Raw genomic sequence first — 20,508 nt, 5'->3', positions numbered from 1 at the left:
CTCATTTCCCAACCCCCACACCCCACCCATTTCAACCTTCCTTAAGCGCCCCTGCGTAGCGTGCCCCTCAAATCGAGGGCCTCTTCCATGTTTACCGTTCTGACATGCATCACCCAGCAGCATGATCTCACGCTGGTTGGGCTTGCCGGTCTGATCTGCTTTCTCGCCAGCCATTGCGCGCTCGTTCTCTTGAATCGGGCGACATCGTCCGATGGCGCGGTGCGGTTGATATGGCTGGTGACGGCGGGGGCGGCGGGCGGGTTCGGCATCTGGGCCACACATTTCATCGCCATGCTGGCCTATGACCCCGGTGTCGTCGTCGGGTATCATACCGGACTGACGCTGGTCTCGCTGCTGGTCTCGATCGTGGCGACGACGGTGGCGGTCGCCGCCAAGATTGCCTATGGCAGGTGGGTGGCGAACGTCCTGGCGGGGGCGTTTTTCGGCGCCGGCATCGGCCTGATGCATTTCAGCGGCATGCTGGCCATCGAATTCCCCGGTGAGATCTCGTGGGACGCGGGCTATGTGACGGCCTCCGTCGCTCTCGGCGTCGCCTTTTCCATCACCGCCTTTCGATTTGCCGACAGCACCGGCCGGTCGACTTTCGGCAGGCTGGTGCCGACGCTTCTGCTGACATCAGGCGTCGTCGCCCTGCATTTCACCGCGACGGCGGGGGTGACGGTCAATCCCGGCATCACCGCGCTCGACCCCGCCATGCTGCTTTCGCCGGCGCTGATGGCGGTGACGATCGCCGCCGTCACCTTTTCGCTGCTGGCGGCGGGTTTTGCCGCCGCCATCTTTGCCGTGCGCTCGCAGGCCAAGACCGCCGGGGCGGAGCGCAACTTCAAGCTCCTGGTGCAGGGGGTGACCGACTACGCGATCTATATGCTCGATCCGGATGGCAAGGTCAGCAATTGGAATGCCGGCGCCGAGCGCGCCAAGGGCTATAGCGCCGATGAGATCGTCGGCAAGGATTTCTCGCTGTTCTACTCTGCGGAAGACCGCCGAAACGGCCTGCCGCAGCGGGCGCTTCAGACTGCGCGCGGCGAGGGCAAGTTCGAAGCGCAAGGGTGGCGTTACCGCAAGGACGGCTCCTCCTTCTGGGCCCATGTCGTCATCGACCCGATCTATGACGAGACCGGCGAACTGATCGGCTATGCCAAGATCACCAAGGACAACAGCAAGCAGAAGGCGGATGCCGACCGGATCGAGGAGGTCACCCGCAATCTCGACGTCGCGCTGGAAAATATCGGGCAGGGCATCTGCATGTTCGACAGGAATGAGCGCCTGTTGCTCTGCAACAAGCGCTATCTCGAGATCTTCAAATTTCCTGAGGGCTCGGTGCGACCCGGCATGGGCTACCGTGAGATTGTCGACGTCGGCTATGCCGCCCATGCGGAAGACGCGGCCGAGGCGGCCACGCAGGCCGAGGCGCATTATCTCAGGAACATGGCGCTGATCAGATCGGGTGCCGGCAGCGCGGTTCACAAATATCCGAGCGGTATATGCATCCAGCAGAATGTCAACATGCTCGCCAATGGCGGCTGGGTCGTTACCTTCGAAGACATCACCGATCGCCTGAAATCCGAGGAGCAGGTGGCCTTCCTTGCCAAGCATGATGGCCTGACCGGCATGCCGAACCGGCTGCAGTTCGGCGACAGCGTCTCGGAGGAAATGATGATCGCCGACCGGGTGAGGGGCAATGTCGCCGTCATCGGCATCGATCTCGACAAGTTCAAGGAGATCAATGACCAGCACGGCCACGGCACCGGTGACAAGGTGCTGGTCGAGCTGGCGCGGCGTCTCGACGAGGCGCGGCAGGAGGGCGAGTTCATCGCCCGCTTCGGCGGAGACGAGTTTGCCGCGACCAAGCGCTTCGACGAGTTGAGCGCGCTGCACGATTTCATCGCGCGGCTGGAAAGCGCGCTGGCCGGCACGGTCGCCATCGATGGCTTCGAGATCAAGACCGGCGCCAGCCTCGGCGTTGCGGTCTATCCGAGCGATGCGGCAAGCGTCGACGGGCTGCTCGCCAATGCCGACCTTGCCATGTACCGCGCCAAACATTCCCTGCTGCAGAAGGTCTGCTTCTACGAGGCTGCCATGGACGAGCATGCGCGCCGCCGCCGCGCGCTCGCCAAGGATCTCTGGGCCTCGATCGACCGCAACCAGCTTCATCTACATTATCAGGTGCAGAAATCGGTGCGGACGGGTGAGATCACCGGCTACGAAGTTCTGCTGCGCTGGCGCCATCACGAAAGCGGCAACATCCCGCCGATGGATTTCATCGGCCTTGCCGAGGAATGCGGCGCGATCCTGCCGATCGGCGAATGGGTGCTGAGAGAAGCCTGCCGGGAGGCGGCGAGCTGGAACAACAGCCACAAGATCGCCGTCAATCTGTCGCCGATCCAGCTCGGCCATGCCGATATGGCCGCCGTCATAGCCGAAATCCTTGCGGAAACCGGCCTGAACCCGCGGCGTCTCGAAATCGAGATCACCGAAAGCTCGATCATCGTCGACAAGGACAAGGCCTTGCGGACAATGCGGGAGATCAAGGCGCTCGGCGTCTCGATCGCCATCGACGACTTCGGCACCGGTTATTCGTCGCTGGAGACGCTGCGTTCCTTCCCCTTCGACAAAATCAAACTCGACAAGAGCTTCATGGCCGAGGTCGAGACCAGCCCGCAGTCGAAGGCGATCGTCCGCGCCATCCTGGCGCTCGGCCGCAGCCTGGAGGTGCCGGTGCTGGCAGAAGGCGTGGAAACGCAGGCGCAGTTGGATACGCTCTCTGAAGAACAATGCGACGAGGCGCAGGGCTATCTACTCGGCAAGCCGCAGGCGATGGGCGAGCCGGCGGTCGAGAAGGCGGCTTGAGGCGCGACCCCGCCTTGCGCGCCGGACGGCGCGTCAGGTCGCTGCCCGTTACCCTAACCCGACCGGAGTCGAGGCCGGTGGCTCGACTCCGGTCGGTGCCGGCAGGTGGATGAGGGGCATCCCTACCGATCTCTCAGAGCACGTTTTGCGCCCCGAAAATTGCTCAAAAAAAGAGAGCATTCCGTTACTCAGACAGAGACGGAAATGCTCTCATAGTCTGGTGCGCAGCTGTAACCGAATCGGCGGCGCACCTCACGCAACCCACTCGTGGCTATTCATCTGACGTCGCCGGCGCGGCGTCCTCAAGTGAGGTGCGGATCTGATCGATCTTGCCGTTCGCTTCGCCCACGCCGAGAATGTTTTTGGCTTCTGCCAGGACCGCTGGGCTCACCTGACCGGATTTCGTTGCGGAAGCCAATGCGTCCTCCAGCGCCGCGTCCCCCAGCAGAGGGTCGGTCGCTGCGGGCTCGATTCCGTTGTCGATTTCATATTGGGCGTAAGCCAGGGCATAGGCCGAGATGGCGGCCATGCGGGGGTCCGACGTATGCATCAACGCCCTGTAATTCCGCTTCAAGGAGTTCAGGCCCGCAAGCTGCGCCGACAGGTTTTTCTCTTTTGTGGCGGCGACCCTGTCTGTTTTGGCCGATTTGGACTTGCCTGCCGCTTCGGAGGATTTGCCTTTGAAGCCTTGAGAGTTGGAGTTGCCATGGGTCGAGCCGCTGCCGTGGTTGCCGCTGCCATGGCTGCCGCTGTTTCCATTGCCGCCTCCATTGCCACCACCGTTGCCGCCGCCGTTACCACCGCCATTGCCACCACCGTTACCACCGTCCTTTGCCAGTGCGGCCATGTCGTGACCTGCAATCGTGACCGGGCCCGCGGCAAGAGCCAGCGAGAGCACGGTCAGGGACGCTAAGGTTGCTATCCGCATGGTTTTCCTCCGAATGAGATCAATAGGCATCGTGCAGTTCACGACGTAAGCAGTTGTGAAAGATTAACCGCGGATCGCGCATTGCACATCGGACTGAGGTCCAGTGGTGGGCCCCGGCATATGGTCTTAGAGGAAGCGCTGGGCACGATGGGTTGCGGCTTCGTCCGCTGGAGGGTTGAGGAGGAGGAGGTGGTATGTTCTACACCGATATGAGCGGAGGATTGGGCGGAGACGCCACCTCACACTCCCTCATTCCTGTGCTCGTCACAGGAATCCAGTGCGCCCAAGTCCTTGGGCGCGAAAGACTTTTTCGGCGCGACATGATTCATTCACGGCGCGGACGCGCCGTGGCTGGATTCCTGTGACGAGCACAGGAATGAGGGAGGAGCTCGCGATATTACGAACGACCTGCAGCCACGCCCCCCAAATCGATCCTATCGTTTTGACTGCACCAGATTGGCCGTGACGATGGCCGCCAGCAGGCAGACGAGAACCGGCCCCGCGCCGCAAATAGTTCCTCGCCCCCGCTCACGCCAACCGCAAATCGAGAAGCGGATGCAGCTTCTTCAGGTTCGGCAGCGACTTCGCCTGCCAGGGATATTGGTGCGTGCCTTTGACGACGAGCAGCAGGTCGCCCATTTTCCTGGCTTCGATGGTCAGCTTGGCCAGGAGATTGATGCCGGAGGAATTGAGGAATTCGAGGCCGGTCAGATTGAACGTCACCTGTTTGTGCCCGTCGTGGAGCAGGCCTGTTATCAATGAGTAGATCGGCGCATAGGCGTCCGGTCCGGCCAGGCGGAAGACGCCGTCGAAATAGACTTCGTTTTGTTCCGCCCATACACGGAAGTTTTCGTCGCTGATTTCCATTCTTCGCTCACGGATTGGAGGAGGGCGGCATTGCCACGGCTGCAGTCGTCGTCAGTATGATATGTTCAGCATTATTTTCTTCGAATGCCCATGCCATTTTTGCGTCGTAGTCGCTGAGAAGGGTCAGCAAACCCAAGCCCGAACCGCTTGTAGACGATATGGCGTTGGTTTCGATTTGCTCAAGGAGAAGTTCCCCGGGATCCTTCGATTGCAGGCGATGCAGCAGTTGCTGAAAGCGCGAGGCTGTTGCGCCATCGATGGTATTCCTTACCCGTATCAAAAAGCGTCCCTCGGATATGCCGGCTTCGATGAGGATCTCGCCGGGCTGGCGAAACTTGACGGCGTTTTCGATCAGCTCGTTGCTGAGATAGCCGATGTCATGATGCGCCTGCATGTAGGCTTTTCTCGACCGTGAGAAGGGCAGGGCCATGACCTCGGCTATGAAGTCGGCCGTCATTCCGGAGTGCTTCCATCCAAGCTGAAGCGGTCCATCGGTCAAGGTGAGGCGCGTGCCCGAATCCAGGCTTATCTCTGTCAGAGATTCAATGCCGTATACCGTTGGCCTCATGTCTCACCTGTGCCGGACTGCGAGAAGCGTGATGTCGTCGTAAATCTTCTGCGATCCAATGAAGAGCATCAGCGTCGCGACAATTTCGGCAACGATTTTCTCAGCGCTCAGATCCTTAAAGCGAACGGCTTCGCGGCACAGGCGTTCCATGCCAAACAATTCTCCGGCATCATTTTCGGCCTCGGTTACCCCGTCCGTATGCAGGAGGATGAGATCCCCCTTTTCGAAGGCGATTTGACGGGTTTTGATGAACGTTGAGATATCGGCCTCCAGCCCGATCGGTATGCCCAGATCCATGGTGTCGATGCGTTCGACCTCGCCGTTTGCCCTGACGACGACAACTTCCTCGTGTTGTCCAGACAGGATCATCTCTTTTCCGTCGTAGTCAAGAAACGCCAGAGTGAGGTGCTTATCGATTTTCGTCCTGACTATATTCTTAAACAGGGCGCTGTTCAGATTCGTCAGAAATTGCACGGCATCGGTGTTTCCGGCTTCCTGCAGGGCGCGGGCGACGGACTGAACCATCAGCATCAGCACGCCGCTTTCCAGCCCGTGCCCGGTGACGTCGCCGATGCCGATCTTCAAGCGGCTTCCGTTCTTCAAGACGTCGTAATAATCGCCGCCGACTTCCTCAGCCGGTCTCATATAGGCCGCGATCTCGAGCGCCTGAAAGTCCTCGAGTTCCTGATCGAGCGGAAGAACCATCAGCTGGATTCGCTCTGCGACCGCGAGTTCCGTTCCAAGACGTCTGTTTTCTCGCTGCAGCTGGGCGTTCAGCGTCGAGATCTCTTCCTTGGCATCTTCAATTTGAGCGGTTCGCTCTTCGACCAGCTGCTCGAGATTTTCGGTGTGATAGCTGATCTCTTCGGCCATGCGATTGAACGCTTCACCGGCCTCGCCGACTTCATCCCTGCTCGAGATGGCCACCCTGACCGAATAATCCTTCGTTTGAATGCGTTTGGCAGCACCTGCCAATGCGCTGATCCCGCTGGTTATTCGTTTCGAAGCGGCAAATACCGCGATCGTCACGATCAAGAGGGACATCAGGATCGCCAGAATCTGGTAGAGTACGATCCGGTTCGTCGCCTCTGAGATCTTGGCCTGGGCGGCATAGAGCGAGGCATCGATTTCGCGCTCGGGCACAACAACCCCGAGCAGCATCGCCTCCTGCCGAACCGGGCCGCTGGACCAGAGATTGGTCGCAGGCAGTTTCTTGACGATGACGATATAGGGGACCTCGCTGCCGTCCTGCTGCAACAGCAAATGCTGAATGCCCTGTTCGCGGTCCAGGGCCAGTTTGGCGATCGCAGGCTGAGAGCTTCCCTTCAGCGAGCGCTCGAGGCCGGTCACGCCGGTTCCGCTCGCATCGCTGGCGGAACGCAGGCCGAGCGTTTGTTCGCCGGTGCTGTTGATCGCGACGACATTGCCGTCGGACATTGCCAGAAACCCAAAGCCGGATTGCGCCACTTTGACATTTTCGACCGTCTGCGCCAGCTGGTCGAGCGTGATATCGGCGCCGGCGGTGCCTGCGACATCCTTTCTGTCGGCTGTCCATAGCGGATGAAAGAAACTGACGATCAGCTTGCCGGTAATGGCATCCGTATAGGGCGCTGTCTGGGTGATGTCGCCAGCGACCGGCCGCGTCTGCATATCCTTGGCCCAGCCCTGCCAGGACTCGTAAAGTCCCGGGAAAAAGAAGTCCCAGAAATTGGCCTCGTTATGGCCCGGATAAAGGCGGTCGAAGGTCTGGGCCTGGTCTGTATAGGGCGCCGTTCGGAAGATCGGCCGTTCTTTCGAGCCGATGTAATACATCTGCAGCTTCGAGGCACCGTGCTGCAGCAGGCTCGGCGCAACAAGATCCAGAACCGCGCTGGTGCGAATATCGTTCTCGACGTCGGGTCTTGGCTTCTGGTCTTGTCCGAGCAGGTAACCCCAGACGCTCACGACCGAGACCGAGCCCGGAGCGTTCTGAGACCACTTGCCCTGCTGATCGTAGGAAAGGCTGACGCTGCCGGGCGATGTGCGGGCAATTGCCGCGCCGACGTCCGAATTGCGCGCGGGATCGTCGATCTGCGCCTGGAGCACGCCTGCCAGCGTGCTGACGTCGCTATGAACCTGCCGCAGCAGCAAACTCACCTGTGCCGCAGTCGAGTCCGCATAGGTGCGGATATATTCCTGGCTTGCCGCTTCAAGACCCTGGCCGACCTCGAGCGTTGCGTCGCGCGACAGCCTCTGAACGTTCCAAAGCGCCAGCCCGCCGCTGACCAGCAAGTCGAAGAGGACTGCTCCGCCGACGACCAGGATGAATTTTGCCCGAAAGCCTATTCCTGCCGGGGTCTTCGGTGATCTCGCGTCCATCACAGTGGCTTTCGCCCGGAAGCTGCCCAGATCGGCCAGCCTGCATAACCTTTGGGGTGAAGGGCGGCAAAGACGTGATCCTTGAATCCTTGCCGGAACCTGCGGATAAAATCCACGGAGTCGCCGCGCCGCACCGCCATCTCGCCGGCATAGACATTTTCCCAGGCTTCGATGACGTCGGCGAAGTCCTGAGGATCCCCATCGAGGTTCGTCACCATGAAGCAATCGACCTTGATATTGTCGAATCCCGCATCGGCAAGGAGATGGCGGCTTTTCGGCCCCATCTCGACATCCATGTCGAAGTGCTTGAACAGTTTGGCGACCTCCTCGTAGGTCCATTTGATCGTTTCCGCATGCGGCTCGCCCAGGCAATGCGAATTTTTTTCGTTGGTGATGTAGACCCGGCCGCCGGGCTTGCAGATGCGGTAAAGCTCGCGCAGCAGCATCTCGGGACGGTTGAAAATCTGCAGCGAATGCCGGCAGGTGACGAAGTCGAACTGATTGTCCCGAAGCAGCATCTGGGAGGCGTCGCCATAGGTGTACTCTATCCCCTGCAGGTCGAAGTCGGCAGCGACCTTGCGGGCATAGTCGAGGCTGCGCACGGAATGATCAAGCGCCACAAGCCGTTCCGGTTTGAATTCCCGTTGAACCAGGGCGGCGAAATCACCAATTCCGCAACAGATATCCGCCATGACAAGACCGTTGCGCAGTCCGTGGCGCGGCAGCAACTCGCGTTCGTGCCTCCATGTCATTTTCGTCTGGGTGCGCAGAATGGGAATGAAACTCTCATCCTCGACAAAGCTCTGGCCCGGATAAAAAGCCGAATCGTAGACTTCAACCGCCAGGTTCGGCTGCGATGCCGCCAGGGTCTGGAACAGCGCAGTCGACCAGGCGACGACGCTCGACGTAATGATGACAATCTTCCGCTCCGGCCTAGTCCGGCAGTGTGCCGTCAGAATATCGGACAGGGCTGAGAAAGCCGTCATGTTGATGTGCGTCAGACGTTTGACGTTCAGGTAGATGACGCCGCTGTATTTTTCCAAGCTTTGCCGCACCAGCTTGAGGGCGTCGCCAATCTCGTTTGCACTTTCGGGCCGCATCTTGCCGGACAGCAGCAGCTCCTGATTTGTCGGATCAAAATGGACGGTGAAGGGCAGCGGAAGCACGTTCATTGGAAATCCTCGGCGGAGGGGAAATCCGCGATGATTTGAATCCCTTGGGCGCCGTTCTTCTCAATTCGGATAGCGGCGCGGAATATGGTTGCCAGATCGCTGAGCAAAATCGCCCCATCGGGCTTCAGGTCGGATCCGGCGCTGAGGCGAGACTGGCGTTCACTTGACCGCAGACCGGTGCTCTCGCGGTCCTCGCGGGCAAAGGCAATTCGCAGCCGGTTGGACGTCGCGCTCCGATAGAGGTTGAAACTTATCCTTCCCGGCTCATCGGTCGAACGGAAAGCAAGTTCAATGAGCTCGTTGGCCGCGACGGAAAGAAAATTCGAATATCGAGCCGGATCGCTGTGACCCTGGCCGAGAATGTCGGCGAGATATTCGGTAATCCTGTCGCAAAACTGCCATTGAGACTTGAACATCGCAACATTCAGTTCCAGCGACACCATCGGCGCCAATGCATGGTCATCGAAGCCAGATGCTTCCTCTTCCAATACAGCCTCCATCAGTCAAAAAGCACGGCGAAAATCGGTCGTTTGCTATACCAGCGCGTGGCTCACGGATGTCTCAGCCCGGGTGATAAACGCGCCAATCGCCTCGACCGGAAGCGGCCTGCTTACCAGATAGCCCTGAAGCCTGTCGCAGCCCACGCTGTGCAGCCATTCAGCCTGAGCCGGCGTCTCGACCCCTTCGGCCGTCACCTGCATGTCGAGACCATGTGCGAGGTTGACGATGCAGCGGACGATCGTCTGGCTTTTCGGATCGCTTTCCAGATCGGTGATGAAATATTTGTCGATTTTGATCGTGTCGAAAGGGAATGTCTTGAGGTAGCTCAGCGAAGAATATTCGGTCCCGAAATCATCCAGCGAGATCCGTATCCCCAGCACGTTGAGTGTATTCAGGGTATCGATGTTGTTGACGGTCCGCTCGAGCAGCACGCTTTCGGTGATCTCAAGCTCCAGACGCTCGGGCGGAAGTCCGACCAGGTCCAGCGTCTGCGAAATGCGATCGGTGAGGCCGCTCGTCAAGAATTCCGCCGCCGAGACATTGACGGCCACGATGTAATTCTCAGGCCACTTCATCGCTTCGCGGCATGCCTGCTCCAAAACCCATGCGCCGATGTCAGGCATCATTCCATCGGCCTCGGCCATCGGAATGAATGCCGCCGGTGGAATTTTTCCAAGCAGCGGGTGGTGCCATCTCAGCAACGCTTCGAACCCGACGATGCAGCCACCTTCGGCAAGGGGTTGGTACTCGACGAAGAATTGCTGTTGGTCCAAGGCCATGCGGAGGCTGCGGCGCAGCAATTCGCGTTGCTCCAGTAATTCAAGCATTGCGGGATCGAAGGCTTTTGCCCGGCCGCGCCCTTCTTGCTTGGCGGCATAGAGCGCGAGGTCGGACGCCTTCATCAGCGCCTCAGGACTTGTCCCGTCCGGAGGAGATGTGGATATGCCGATGCTGGTGCCGACAAAGAGGGCAATGCCGTCGATCGTGAAGGGCTTTTTGAATGCCGCGACCAAAGCGTCCGCCAACCGGTGCGCTTTGGCCGGATGTCCCGGTCCCCTGGAAATGACGGTGAATTCGTCGCCAGCCAGGCGATAGGCTCTGTCATCGCTGCTCAGGCAGTCTTGAATACGCCTTGCGGCAGATTGAAGAAGCGTGTCACCGGCCGGATGCCCGAGCGTGTCGTTGACGGGCTTGAAATCGTCAAGGTCGAGCTGCATCAGCGACAGGGTCTCGTTCGAGCTTGCGGCCTCCTGCAGCAGCACAGCAAGGTCGTCGCTGAACTGGCGTCGGTTCGGCAGTCCCGTCAGAGGGTCGTGGGTCGCCAGATGCAGAAGGGTCGCACGTTCGTCGTCAACAAGCTCTTCGGAGCGAACCACGGCAAACAGCTCTCCGATCCGATAGATCGTCAGCCCGTGCGACGCGGGCCCGCCCAGATCGCCCGATATCCGCAACGGCTGGGCACTGTCATCCAGTGAGCGGAAAGCGAGCGTGATCGCCGATTTGTCCAGCTGTGGAAAGTGTTCCCAAAGGGACGCTGCCGGTTTGACGGATGCAGGCAGCTCGTTGCCCAGCAAATTCTCGACGGGATTGAAGTCGCGGTCAAAGAACAAAAGCCGGTCGATCGAACTCGAAGCTTCTGCCTGTGTTTGTCCGAGGGCCGAGCTGGCCGCACGAATTTTCCGCATCTTCGAGCCTCTCCCAGTCGGACGTCAGAACCAGATATCGTAGCAAATAAATCGACGCACAACTTGTGCACGTCAAGATTTACATTAGGCATGCCTGATTAACAATCCCAAACCGCTGCCCACACGCTTACGATGTAGGGCGCACTACACTGATCCAAAAGGGGGAATTGCAAGATTGGGAGGCTGGTGTCAGCGAATTCAGGCAGTGGCAGCCCACAGCGCAAGCACCATCTGCCGAAGCGCCAGCGCCTCCGCCCACCGGTCGGTCTGGTCGTTGTTGTCCCTGCCCGTGATCGCATAGGGTTTGGGACCGAGCTCGCAGGTAAAAACAAGCTCGGCATCATCGGCGGCGCGCGATCGCCAGTGGCGAAAACCATACTCCCACCACTCGAGGAAGAGATCGACCCAGGGCCGGTGATGCGGGAAGGAGATCTCGATCTGCACCTGTTCGCGCGAGGCAACCCGGCCGTGAAATGCCCGCGCATTCCGCAGAATGCGCCGGATCAGCGCGTGGTTCTCCTCATCGACCGGAAAGGCGAATTCGCGGCCGACCAGGAAATGCGACAGGTCGGCCAGCAGCGGGAGTTCGGGACGCTGGTCCAGCAGATCCAGCGTAAAGAACAGGTCCGCGGTCATCCTGTCGCGATGCGTTTCGATGAACACGGGAATGCCGGCATCTTCAGCGAGCCGCATCCAGCCGTCGAGAAGCGGCAGGCAGGCATCGATGCGCCGCGGGCGGATATCGGGTTGCAGGTTGATGTGGCTGACCGGAAACTCCGCGGCCAGCTCCAGCGGCAGGCGTAGATCGTCGACGCAGCGAGGAAAGCAGACCGCCTCGATCTTCAAGCCGGTGCCGCGGATGGCCTCATTGAGGGCAACGACATCCGGGCGGCTGGTGTAATGGGCGCTGATGCCGTCGAAGCCGGCTTTGGAGATCATCGCGATGTTCTCGTCGAGTGTGCGCTCGACCCCATCCGTGTGCCGGCGCTCCATGGCCCAGAGCGACTGGAAGACCAGCAGCTTCTGCATCACGCGGCCCTTGCGTTCTTCAGCAGGGTTTTGAGGCTCACACGAGGATCGGCCAGTTCCGTGAGGCTGGGGCTGATGCCTGCGGCAATCAGCATCTCGGCGAGCTTGATGTCCCTAGCCAGGCCATTGCCGTTGCCAAGGCCAGCCGCTGCCACCAGGCGCCCGTCGTCGAGATAGAATTCGAGTTCACCCTCCGCGGCCGAACGCAGGACGATCTCATGGGCGGGCTGCGGCAGCCCCGCCACCTGCAAGCCAAGATCATACTGGTCGGACCAGAACCAGGGGAGGGCGCCGAAGGTCTCGGCGGCTCCGGCCATGTTTCGCGCCGCGGTCTCGGCCTGCGTCCTGGCGTTCCGCCAGCTTTCATAGCGAACATGTCCTCCGCCGGGCTCAGCCACCGCCGCGCAATCGCCTGCGGCAAAGATGTTCGGCGCACTGGTGCGAAGACAGGCATCCGTCAGAATGCCGTTGCCGGTGGCCAGTCCGGCTGCTTGCGCCAAAGCGATATCAGGCAGGACCCCGATGGCGCTGACGACGAGATCGGCATGCACCAGGCTGCCATCGGTCAGGGTGATGCCGTCGTCGCCGATCGCCGCCACGCCCCGATCGAAGTGAAAGCGCACACCTTCGGCAGCATGTCTGGCGTGCAGCTTTTCGGCAAAGCGGGCAGGGACGGCGCGGCCCAAAGGTCTCGGTGCGGCTTCGATCATGTCGACCGAAACGTCCTTTCCGCGAAGGACCGATGCAAGTTCCATCCCGATCAGACCGGCGCCGATGATCGCCACGCTCCGGCCCGGACCAATACGGGAGAAGATCGTTTCGGCGTCGGCATGGGTGCGGAAGTCGAGTGCATGCGCCGCACCGGGACATGTGAGCCGTCTCGGCCGGGCGCCGGTGGCCAGAAGCAGCCTTTCGTAGTGCAGCGCCCGCCCGTCGCTCAAACCAACCGTTCCGGCGCCGGTATCCAGCTTGGCTGCGGATAAGCCCTTGAGATAGGTGATGCCGGCCGCATCAAGCGCTTCTGCCGCGCAGATCGGCTTCATCTGTACCGCACCGTTCACGGTCTTCGACAAAGGCGGCCGTTCATAGGGCAGGTGGGGCTCGGCCCCGACCAGCGTGACCGGCCCGGAATAGCCTGCCTCGCGTAGCGCGAAGGCCGCGCGGGTGCCGGATTCGCCGGCGCCGATGATGACCATACCGTCCATGGTTTCTCCGTGGAAAAGGCGGCCGGCGCTCGTGAGGAGGAGACGCCGGCCGGGGAGGATCAGTTCTTCCTGGCGTATTCGGTCATGTTCTTGGGCGTGACCAATTTGAACGGCACCCAGACCTCCTTGTCGACGCTGTTGCCGTGCGCGAGCGCGACGGCCGCATCGACGGCGCTGGCCGCCTGTTGCTTGGCGTTCTGGAACACCGTCACATCGAGATCGCCCGCGGCCATGGCGGCCAGAGCATCCTGTGTTGCATCGATGCCGACGACGATCACATCGTCCATCGACACGCCGGATGCCTTGAGCGCCTGGATCGCGCCAAGCGCCATCTCGTCATTATTGGCGAAGATCACGTCGATCGGCCGGCCCGCGGTGAGCCAGTTGGTGGTCAGATCCATTGCATTGGTGCGCGTCCAGGCGGCGGTCTGCTCGTCGGCGATGGTCACGCCCTTGCAATCGCCTGCCGCCAGCGTCGCCTTGACCGACGAAGTGCGGTCGCGCGATGCCTGATGCGCCAGATCGCCCATCAGGATATAGGCCTGCGCGTTGTTCGCCTTGCCGTTTTTCTTCAGGAGCTCGCAGGCGGCTTCGGCGCCGAGCCTTCCGGAGTCGGTTTCCTTCGAGCCGACATAGGCCTGCTTCTCCGGCAGCCTGGCGATATTTTCCGGTTCGAGATTGAGATAGACGAGCGGAATGCCCGCCTTTCGGGCCGCCTCGCTGATGCCGGTGGCGGCCGAGGTATCGGCGAGCGTCATGATGATCGCGTCGACGCCCGAAGCGATGAAATTGTCCACCTGGCTGCGCTGTTTGGAAACGTCGGTCTGCGCGTCCTCGATCTGAAGGTTGACGCCGGTGAGCTTCGACGCCCTTGCCTGAAGCCCCTCGCGCAGCAGCGTCTGAAAATTATTGTCGAAACTCTGCATCGACACGCCGATCGTCTCGGCCGAGGCAGCAGTCGTCGTCAGGGCGGCCAGGACGGCCGCCACACAGATTGATTTCATCTCATCCTCCCAAAGGGCGCCGGGCCGCCCGATCCGTTCCGGAGGCCGTTCAAGCCGGCCTATGTCGCGGGCTCAGATCAGAGCCACGCGAACCTCCCCATCGACCACTTCGGCCCTATAGGTTTTCAGGTTTTCGCAGGCGGGAAGCCTGAGGGCCTCGCCGGTGCGATAGTCGAAGGCGCCCGAATGCTTCGGACATTCCACCTCGAAATCCATGACCAGTCCGTCGGCGAGATGGATCGCCTCGTGGGTGCAGAGCCCGGCCGTGCAGTAGACGCTGTCATCCGGACCACGGTAGATCGCATAGGTGCGCCCGCCATGGTCGAAGCGGATGGCGCCTTCCTGTTCAATGTCGTCGAGTTTGCCAGCTGAAACCCAGGTCATTCGGCAGCGCCCCCGACACCCAGGCGGGCCTTGCGGGCCGCCAGTTTTTCCTTCCGCCTGCGGTAACGTTCCTGCATCTGCGCCTCGCCCTCGGGCGAGCCGTCGTGCCAGGTGCCGAACCATTTATCGAGCGGGATCAGGGCGTCGCCGTAGTTCACCTCGAAATATTTGTGGTGGAGGTAATGCGCATAGGCGTGGCTATCGACCAGTTTCTCCTCGCCGATCTCGACCTTGTCGAAGCCGACATGGCCGGGAATGGCCCCGAAACCGGCATAATGCAGCTGGTAGAGCATGATGATCGGGTTGGAGGGCAGGAACAGATGGTAGAACGCCGTGCCGAAATAGAGCAGGTGCTCGACCGGATGCATCGACAGCGACGACCAGGGTGAGGGGTTCACCGAATTGTGGTGGACCGAGTGCACCCATTTGTACAGCAAGGGCGTATGGATCAGCCGGTGTATGCAGAAGAAATGGAACTCGTGAATGATCGGCACCACGAGCGCGACGAGCGCCAGCGTCCATGGATTTTCCGCAAAACTCAGCCACGGCGCGTAGCCATTGGCATAGGCCCAGAGCATGCCGACTTCGACGGCGGTCCAGATAGTCACGCCCGACAGGAAGGTGCGCAGGATATTGTCGAGGTTCTGGCTTCCGAACCAGAAGGCGGTGCTCTTGTGGTCGGCCGGGAACTTGCCATTGTACTTGAAGCGATTTTGCTGCCGCTTCAACACGTAGAGATGCAGTTCGAAGGCGCCGTAGAACAGGAAGACCGCGACGGCGTTTACCGCATAGAGCCAGGCGATCCAGCCAAGGCGCGGCGATGTCATCGTCTCCACGGGCGGAATGACCCAGGCCCAATAAGCGACGGCCGAGGCGGCAAAAATCGCATTCCAGGGAAGGAAATAATGCGGCAACCATTTCAGGACCGCCGTCAGCCGCGGCGGAAAGGCGAAAAGCGGCGCGGTCTCGGCCGGCTGGTCCGGCGCCCAGTCGCCGCGCTTGTTGCGCTTGCCGAATTTCAGATCATCCATTGGCATCTCCTTACGGCGCGCCGGATGTCTCCGCGTCGCCCACATCTCTGCTGGCGGGAAATTAGCAGGGGCGCGGGTGAATGCCGAAGCCTTCCTTGATCTGATTAGATCAAAGCGCTTCCTTGGTGATGGTGATGAAACGGATCGGTGCCTGGTCCGGTTTGATATCGGTCAAGCCTATCCTGTTCAGAACGAGATCGAGCGCGCGCCGCGCCTGCGCCTCCGGCGCCTGATCCAGCACCACATCCATGATGCCGTCCTGCAGCGCCGCCCGGGTGTAATCGGTCAATTCGTGCCCGACGAAAAAGACGTCGCGGCCGCGCGGATGCCGGCGAAGCACCTCGATCAGCGCGGCGTTGGCGCCGCCGGCATTGTAGAGCCCGGCAAGGCCGGGATAGATTTCCAGTGCCGCCCACAGGAGCTCGGCGCTCGGCCGCTCCTCATCGCCGCCAAATCCCAGCCATTCGAAACTGGAGGCGCCGGGATAGTCCTGGAAATAGGCCGAAAAGCCGCGGATCCGATCGCGATGCACCTGATAGATGGGATGGCAGATTGCCACGACAGGCCCGCTCCGCGGCGCCATTCGGCTGATATAGAGTGCCGCCGTCCGGCCGGCGGCAACATTGTCGATGCCGATGAATTCTCCGACGCGCTCGGAGGCGCGGGTGACGACATGGACGACCGGCAGGCCTTGCGCATTGACCTTTTCCACCGCGGCGCCGATCACCGGGCTGCTTGGCACCGCCAGGATCAGCCCGGCGCGGGAAAGGTCGGTGGACAGGATACGTCGCGCGATTGCCTCGGCGTTCATCTCGTCGGTGAAGCTGCGATGTACGACGACCAGAGGATCGAGGGTGGCGGCAATTCTCTCGAAAGCATGGGAAAGACGACGGTAGAAACTCGTTTCCGGGCGAACCATCAGCACTTCTATCCTGAGGAGGCCGCGATGGGTCTCGGGAAGCTTGCGCGGGTAATCCAGGCGACGTGCGGCGGATATGACCTTCTCCACCAGTTCGGGGCGAACACCCCCACGCCCGTTCAGCACCCGCTCGACCGTCGCGGTTCCCACACCGGCATGGCGGGCGATGTCCCGATAATTCGGCTTGCTCACGTTCCAGATCCCTTGCGCGCCTTCGTTGATCTCTGCGCGTCAGATCTTCTCTTCATACATCTTCGCCTCAAATCTCACAGTTGGTATTTGGAGAGCTCCGACTTGTCTCGCGGCGGCGGCCGATCTATGATTTCTTCAGTTCAACATGAGATTGCAGGCAGATTTCACCGTAAACCGGACGCGGAAGGTTTTGTCCTCCGGCCGGACCGAAGGAGCTGGGCAAAATGAAAATTCTCATGGTTCTCACATCGCATGATCAACTGGGACATACCGGCAGGAAAACGGGCTTCTGGCTCGAGGAACTCGCTGCCCCTTATTTCGTCTTCCGCGACGCCGGCGCCGAGATCGCGCTCGCATCGCCAAAAGGCGGCCAGCCTCCGCTCGATCCGAAGAGCAACGAGCCGGCGTTCCAGACGGAAGATACGAGGCGATTTGAACGAGACCCGGCCGCGACGGCTGCGCTCGCCAACACGTTGAGGCTGTCCGACGTCGACCAGGCGGATTATGACACCGTGTTTTTCCCCGGCGGCCACGGGCCGCTCTGGGACCTGACGAACGACCGCAATGCGCACGCGCTGATCGAGGAGACGCTCGCCGCGGGAAAGCCGCTGGCGCTCGTCTGTCACGCGCCGGGAATCCTGACCAAGGTCAAGGCGGCGGACGGTGGGCCGATCGCCAAGGGGCGGACGGTGACCGGCTTTACCAATTCCGAGGAGGCGGCCGTGCAGCTCGTCGAGGTCGTGCCCTATCTGCTCGAAGACGTGCTGAAGGAGCAGGGGGCGAAGTTTTCTGCGACGGAAGACTGGGCCGTCCACGTCGTCCAGGACGATCAGTTGATCACCGGGCAGAACCCAGCCTCATCGAAGCAGGCCGCCCGCCTGCTGCTGCATGCGCTGGGCGAGCAGGCCGCTGCCTGACGTGCACCGATCGCAGATCTTGAAACAGCTGAAGGACCCCCGGCATGAGCAGGAAATATACGGGAAAATGTGCTTGCGGTGCGGTGCAGTTCGGCTTCGACACAGATCCGACCTTCGTCGCAGACTGCCATTGTCTGGATTGCAAGAAAGCCTCGGGCGGCGAGGCCGCGACCTTCTTTGCCGTGCCGCAGGACGATTTCACCCTGACTGCCGGCAGTCCGAAGGCGTTTCATTATATCGCCGATTCCGGCAAGGGCCTCGACCGCAATTTCTGCCCGGATTGCGGCGCGAGGTTGTTCAGCAGCAATCTGGAGAGCTTCCCCGGCCTCGTCTTCGTCACCCTTGGCAGCCTGGATCGGCCCGAGTTGATACAGCCGGGGGTCGAGATGTTTATCAAACGGCGGCTTGCTTGGGCGACGCCGCTCCATCTTCCGCAGTTCGAAGGCATGCCGAGCTGACGGGCGATCCGGCTCCGAGCGATTTTTCCTGAAGAAAAGATCGTTCCCATGTCGGATCGGTCAAACCCGATCCGTCCTTAGCTCGTCCATTCCATCCATTCAAAAGGATCACGACCATGCCGAACACCATACGCCTGCACCGCGTTCTCGCGACCAGCCCGGAGAAGGTCTATCGCGCATTCATCGAAGCGGATGCGCTTGCCAAGTGGCTGCCGCCGAACGGCTTCCTCTGCACCGTGCACCATCTTGAGCCTGTTGTCGGCGGCACGTTCAGAATGTCCTTCCGCAACTTCACCACCGGCAACAGCCATGCCTTCGGCGGCGAATTCCGCGAACTCGTCCCGGGCGAACTCGTTCGCTATACCGACAAATTCGACGACCCCAATCTTCCGGGGGAAATGGAAGTCACCGTGACGCTGAAAAAGGTCTCGGTCGGCACCGAGGTGGATATCGTCCAGGCAGGCGTGCCCGACGTCATCCCGCCCGAAGCCTGTTATCTCGGCTGGCAGGAGTCGCTGAAAAACCTCGCGAGGGTGGTGGAACCCGATATCCAGGAATAGGGCTGGCGCCGCCACCCAAGAGAGCCTCACCCCGAGGCGCCCCGCGAAAGGGGGCCGAAGGGCGAGGCGGGTGCGCGACCATCCAATGATGGAGGGAGGTGGGGGCCCAACAGGTATTTGGAGATGCTCCGACCCTGATAATGGGACAGAGGACGCATATGCGCCGCTTAATTGCTCCCGTCGTTGGGCCTGGCTTTGGCGCTGTCGTTACTGCTGTCCGAGGCGGTTTTGCCGTCGGGCTGCTGACCGAAATAGGTGCCGCCGAGGTGGCCGCCGGCGCTGGTGTTTCTGACCTGCTGTTCGGCGCGTTTTTGAATTTCACGGACGTTGGTCTTGCTCATTTTCGGCTCCCTGTTCGAGGTTGCGACCTCGGAACAACCGATGGGGGACGACGCTGTTCCATATTTTCTGCTGGAACACTTGCCGCCTTTCCCGGTTTTTCCTACTCAACCAAGGAGAAACGACGATGGCCACGACTCCGAAGGATGGCGCCCCCGGCACCACCGAGCAATCCCCCCGCTGGGAAGGCCCGAAGGGAAATACCCCGCGCGGCTACCTGAAAGCCAAGGACGATCCGGACAAGAACCGCGACGCGCACGGCGAAAACAACCGCGATCCCGAAACGAAGACTATCGGTGACGCGATGAAGCAGAAGGGCGAATGAGATGGCCAACCCCGAAAAAGACGCCGCCGGCCAGTTCGCCAAATCCGGGGCCGACAGGAAAAGCACTGGCGTGGCCAGCGCCAAACCGACCGTCATCACCGGTTCCGAAGATGCGACCGTGAACAAGGGCCTGCCCGGCACGAAGAAGCCGGAGAAGGATTGGGACATCAACTACGATCCCGCCGATATGAATGAAGGCCGGATGCGGTAGATCGAAGTCGCCAGAGGGCGTTCCCAGCCTTGCTCCCTACATTAATCAACCACGGGCGCCGGCATCTGAGCCTCACCCGCCGAAATAGGCCGGATGGTCGATATCGGCCAGCAGGCCGGGCTGGGCCGGCTGCCAACCGAGGAGTGCGCGGGTGCGCTCGCTCGACGTTGGCACGTCGAAGCCAGCGAACATGGCGAACCAGCCGAAATGCTCTGCGGCTTCTTCGCGCGACTTCGAGACCACCGGAACATCGAGCCGCCGCCCGATCACCTCGGCGATCTCCCTGAACGGTACGCCCTCTTCGGCGACCGCCAGGAAAGGGCCGCCCACGGCGCCGTGTTCCAGTGCCAGGCGGTAGAGGCGGGCGGCATCGAGCCGATGTACGGCCGGCCAGCGGTTCTGCCCTTCGCCGATATAGGCAGAAACACCTGTTCGCCGGGCGAAATCGATCAGGATCGGCACGAAGCCGTGGTCGCCATGGCCGTGCACCGACGGCGGAAGGCGGACCGTGGAGGCGCGCACGCCTCGCGCGACAAGCGATATCGCGGTGATTTCGGAAGCGCGGGGGTAGGTTTCTGAGGTCGGCATGGGCGGGTCCTTCTCGGTGCCGACGCGGCCCGGCGCATGGCCGAGGCCTGATGTGACCAGCAGCGGACGGCCGGAACCCCGAAGGGCTTCGCCGAGCGCCTCGATGGCGCGCCGGTCGAGGGCGCAGTTTTCGGCGAATTTCGAGAAATCATGGTTGAAGCCGGTATGGATGACGCCGTCGGCCTCGGCCGCGCCGCGCGTCAAGCTTTCCAGATCCTCCAGCGAGCCGCGATGGGCGACAGCGCCAGAGGCCGACAGCTCTTCAGCACCCTTGTCCGAGCGGGTGAGGCCGAGCACCTGATGGCCGGCGGCGATCAATTCGTTGACGACGGCAGAGCCGACCCAGCCGGTGGCCCCGGTGACGAATACGCGCATGTCGATATCTCCGTTTTGGCT

The 20,508-nt window shown here is 61.2% G+C and carries 21 protein-coding genes; 6 read left to right on the top strand and 15 right to left on the bottom strand.

Features of this window, described 5'->3' with window-relative positions; all coding sequences use genetic code 11:
* Positions 1-87: 87 nt before the first annotated feature.
* Positions 88-2,871: a bifunctional diguanylate cyclase/phosphodiesterase gene (locus BBJ66_RS09195; RefSeq protein ID WP_071086482.1), complete on the top strand. Its 2,784-nt coding sequence runs from the start codon at positions 88-90 to the stop codon at positions 2,869-2,871.
* A 271-nt stretch (positions 2,872-3,142) separates the two neighbouring features.
* Here BBJ66_RS09195 and BBJ66_RS09190 read toward each other — a convergent pair whose 3' ends face one another.
* The 13 genes from BBJ66_RS09190 to BBJ66_RS09130 form a co-directional block, all read right to left on the bottom strand.
* On the bottom strand, positions 3,143-3,799 hold the full coding sequence (locus BBJ66_RS09190) for a hypothetical protein (protein WP_049735144.1): 657 nt from the start codon (positions 3,797-3,799) through the stop codon (positions 3,143-3,145).
* Positions 3,800-4,327: 528 nt separating this feature from the next.
* The gene (locus tag BBJ66_RS09185) at positions 4,328-4,666 is read right to left on the bottom strand and encodes a slr1659 superfamily regulator (protein ID WP_049735143.1); all 339 of its coding nucleotides are present in this window, start codon (positions 4,664-4,666) and stop codon (positions 4,328-4,330) included.
* A 7-nt stretch (positions 4,667-4,673) separates the two neighbouring features.
* Positions 4,674-5,234 (bottom strand): slr1658 superfamily regulator, encoded by a 561-nt coding sequence (locus BBJ66_RS09180; RefSeq protein ID WP_071086480.1) that lies wholly within the window; start codon positions 5,232-5,234, stop codon positions 4,674-4,676.
* Positions 5,235-5,237: 3 nt separating this feature from the next.
* Positions 5,238-7,592, bottom strand: a complete 2,355-nt coding sequence (locus BBJ66_RS09175; RefSeq protein WP_116429618.1) for a SpoIIE family protein phosphatase — start codon at positions 7,590-7,592, stop codon at positions 5,238-5,240.
* On the bottom strand, positions 7,592-8,764 hold the full coding sequence (locus tag BBJ66_RS09170; protein WP_071086477.1) for a methyltransferase domain-containing protein: 1,173 nt from the start codon (positions 8,762-8,764) through the stop codon (positions 7,592-7,594). Before BBJ66_RS09170 ends, BBJ66_RS09175 begins: the two co-directional genes overlap by 1 nt.
* Positions 8,761-9,252, bottom strand: coding sequence for a hypothetical protein (locus tag BBJ66_RS09165; RefSeq protein ID WP_071086475.1), 492 nt, complete (start codon positions 9,250-9,252; stop codon positions 8,761-8,763). Before BBJ66_RS09165 ends, BBJ66_RS09170 begins: the two co-directional genes overlap by 4 nt.
* Positions 9,253-9,297: 45 nt before the next feature.
* Complete coding sequence (locus BBJ66_RS09160; RefSeq protein WP_071086473.1) at positions 9,298-10,950, bottom strand: putative bifunctional diguanylate cyclase/phosphodiesterase; 1,653 nt, start codon at positions 10,948-10,950, stop codon at positions 9,298-9,300.
* 198 nt (positions 10,951-11,148) lie between these two features.
* Positions 11,149-11,982: a sugar phosphate isomerase/epimerase family protein gene (locus BBJ66_RS09155; protein WP_071086471.1), complete on the bottom strand. Its 834-nt coding sequence runs from the start codon at positions 11,980-11,982 to the stop codon at positions 11,149-11,151.
* The gene (locus BBJ66_RS09150) at positions 11,979-13,184 is read right to left on the bottom strand and encodes an NAD(P)/FAD-dependent oxidoreductase (protein WP_071086469.1); all 1,206 of its coding nucleotides are present in this window, start codon (positions 13,182-13,184) and stop codon (positions 11,979-11,981) included. Before BBJ66_RS09150 ends, BBJ66_RS09155 begins: the two co-directional genes overlap by 4 nt.
* A gap of 59 nt (positions 13,185-13,243) precedes the next feature.
* Positions 13,244-14,188, bottom strand: a complete 945-nt coding sequence (locus tag BBJ66_RS09145) for a substrate-binding domain-containing protein (protein WP_071086467.1) — start codon at positions 14,186-14,188, stop codon at positions 13,244-13,246.
* A gap of 72 nt (positions 14,189-14,260) precedes the next feature.
* Positions 14,261-14,572, bottom strand: coding sequence for a MocE family 2Fe-2S type ferredoxin (locus BBJ66_RS09140; RefSeq protein WP_049735134.1), 312 nt, complete (start codon positions 14,570-14,572; stop codon positions 14,261-14,263).
* Entirely contained in the window at positions 14,569-15,603 is a 1,035-nt protein-coding gene (locus BBJ66_RS09135) for a sterol desaturase family protein (RefSeq protein ID WP_071086465.1), read from the bottom strand. Before BBJ66_RS09135 ends, BBJ66_RS09140 begins: the two co-directional genes overlap by 4 nt.
* Positions 15,604-15,712: 109 nt before the next feature.
* Positions 15,713-16,714 (bottom strand): LacI family DNA-binding transcriptional regulator, encoded by a 1,002-nt coding sequence (locus BBJ66_RS09130; RefSeq protein ID WP_049735132.1) that lies wholly within the window; start codon positions 16,712-16,714, stop codon positions 15,713-15,715.
* 224 nt (positions 16,715-16,938) lie between these two features.
* Between BBJ66_RS09130 and BBJ66_RS09125 the strand changes: the two genes are divergently transcribed.
* From BBJ66_RS09125 to BBJ66_RS09115, 3 genes are all read left to right on the top strand, one after another.
* Entirely contained in the window at positions 16,939-17,631 is a 693-nt protein-coding gene (locus tag BBJ66_RS09125; protein ID WP_049735131.1) for a type 1 glutamine amidotransferase domain-containing protein, read from the top strand.
* Between the two features lie 44 nt (positions 17,632-17,675).
* Complete coding sequence (locus BBJ66_RS09120; protein ID WP_049735130.1) at positions 17,676-18,089, top strand: GFA family protein; 414 nt, start codon at positions 17,676-17,678, stop codon at positions 18,087-18,089.
* A gap of 116 nt (positions 18,090-18,205) precedes the next feature.
* Positions 18,206-18,649, top strand: a complete 444-nt coding sequence (locus BBJ66_RS09115; protein ID WP_071086464.1) for an SRPBCC family protein — start codon at positions 18,206-18,208, stop codon at positions 18,647-18,649.
* Between the two features lie 167 nt (positions 18,650-18,816).
* Here BBJ66_RS09115 and BBJ66_RS34920 read toward each other — a convergent pair whose 3' ends face one another.
* The gene (locus BBJ66_RS34920) at positions 18,817-18,990 is read right to left on the bottom strand and encodes a hypothetical protein (RefSeq protein WP_167347820.1); all 174 of its coding nucleotides are present in this window, start codon (positions 18,988-18,990) and stop codon (positions 18,817-18,819) included.
* Between the two features lie 125 nt (positions 18,991-19,115).
* On the opposite strand from BBJ66_RS34920, the gene BBJ66_RS09110 reads away from it, so the two are divergent.
* A complete protein-coding gene (locus BBJ66_RS09110) occupies positions 19,116-19,313 on the top strand; it encodes a hypothetical protein (protein ID WP_071086462.1) in 198 nt (65 codons plus the stop codon).
* A 1-nt stretch (position 19,314) separates the two neighbouring features.
* Positions 19,315-19,524: a hypothetical protein gene (locus tag BBJ66_RS09105; RefSeq protein ID WP_071086460.1), complete on the top strand. Its 210-nt coding sequence runs from the start codon at positions 19,315-19,317 to the stop codon at positions 19,522-19,524.
* Between the two features lie 72 nt (positions 19,525-19,596).
* Here BBJ66_RS09105 and BBJ66_RS09100 read toward each other — a convergent pair whose 3' ends face one another.
* Complete coding sequence (locus BBJ66_RS09100; protein WP_071086458.1) at positions 19,597-20,487, bottom strand: SDR family oxidoreductase; 891 nt, start codon at positions 20,485-20,487, stop codon at positions 19,597-19,599.
* Positions 20,488-20,508 lie beyond the last annotated feature (21 nt).

It is taken from the genome of Rhizobium sp. RSm-3 (assembly GCF_001854685.1).
Classification (GTDB): Bacteria; Pseudomonadota; Alphaproteobacteria; order Rhizobiales; family Rhizobiaceae; genus Rhizobium; species Rhizobium ecuadorense.
Note: the sequence above shows the minus strand (reverse complement) of the source record. Positions and strands in the feature narration are given on the sequence as shown.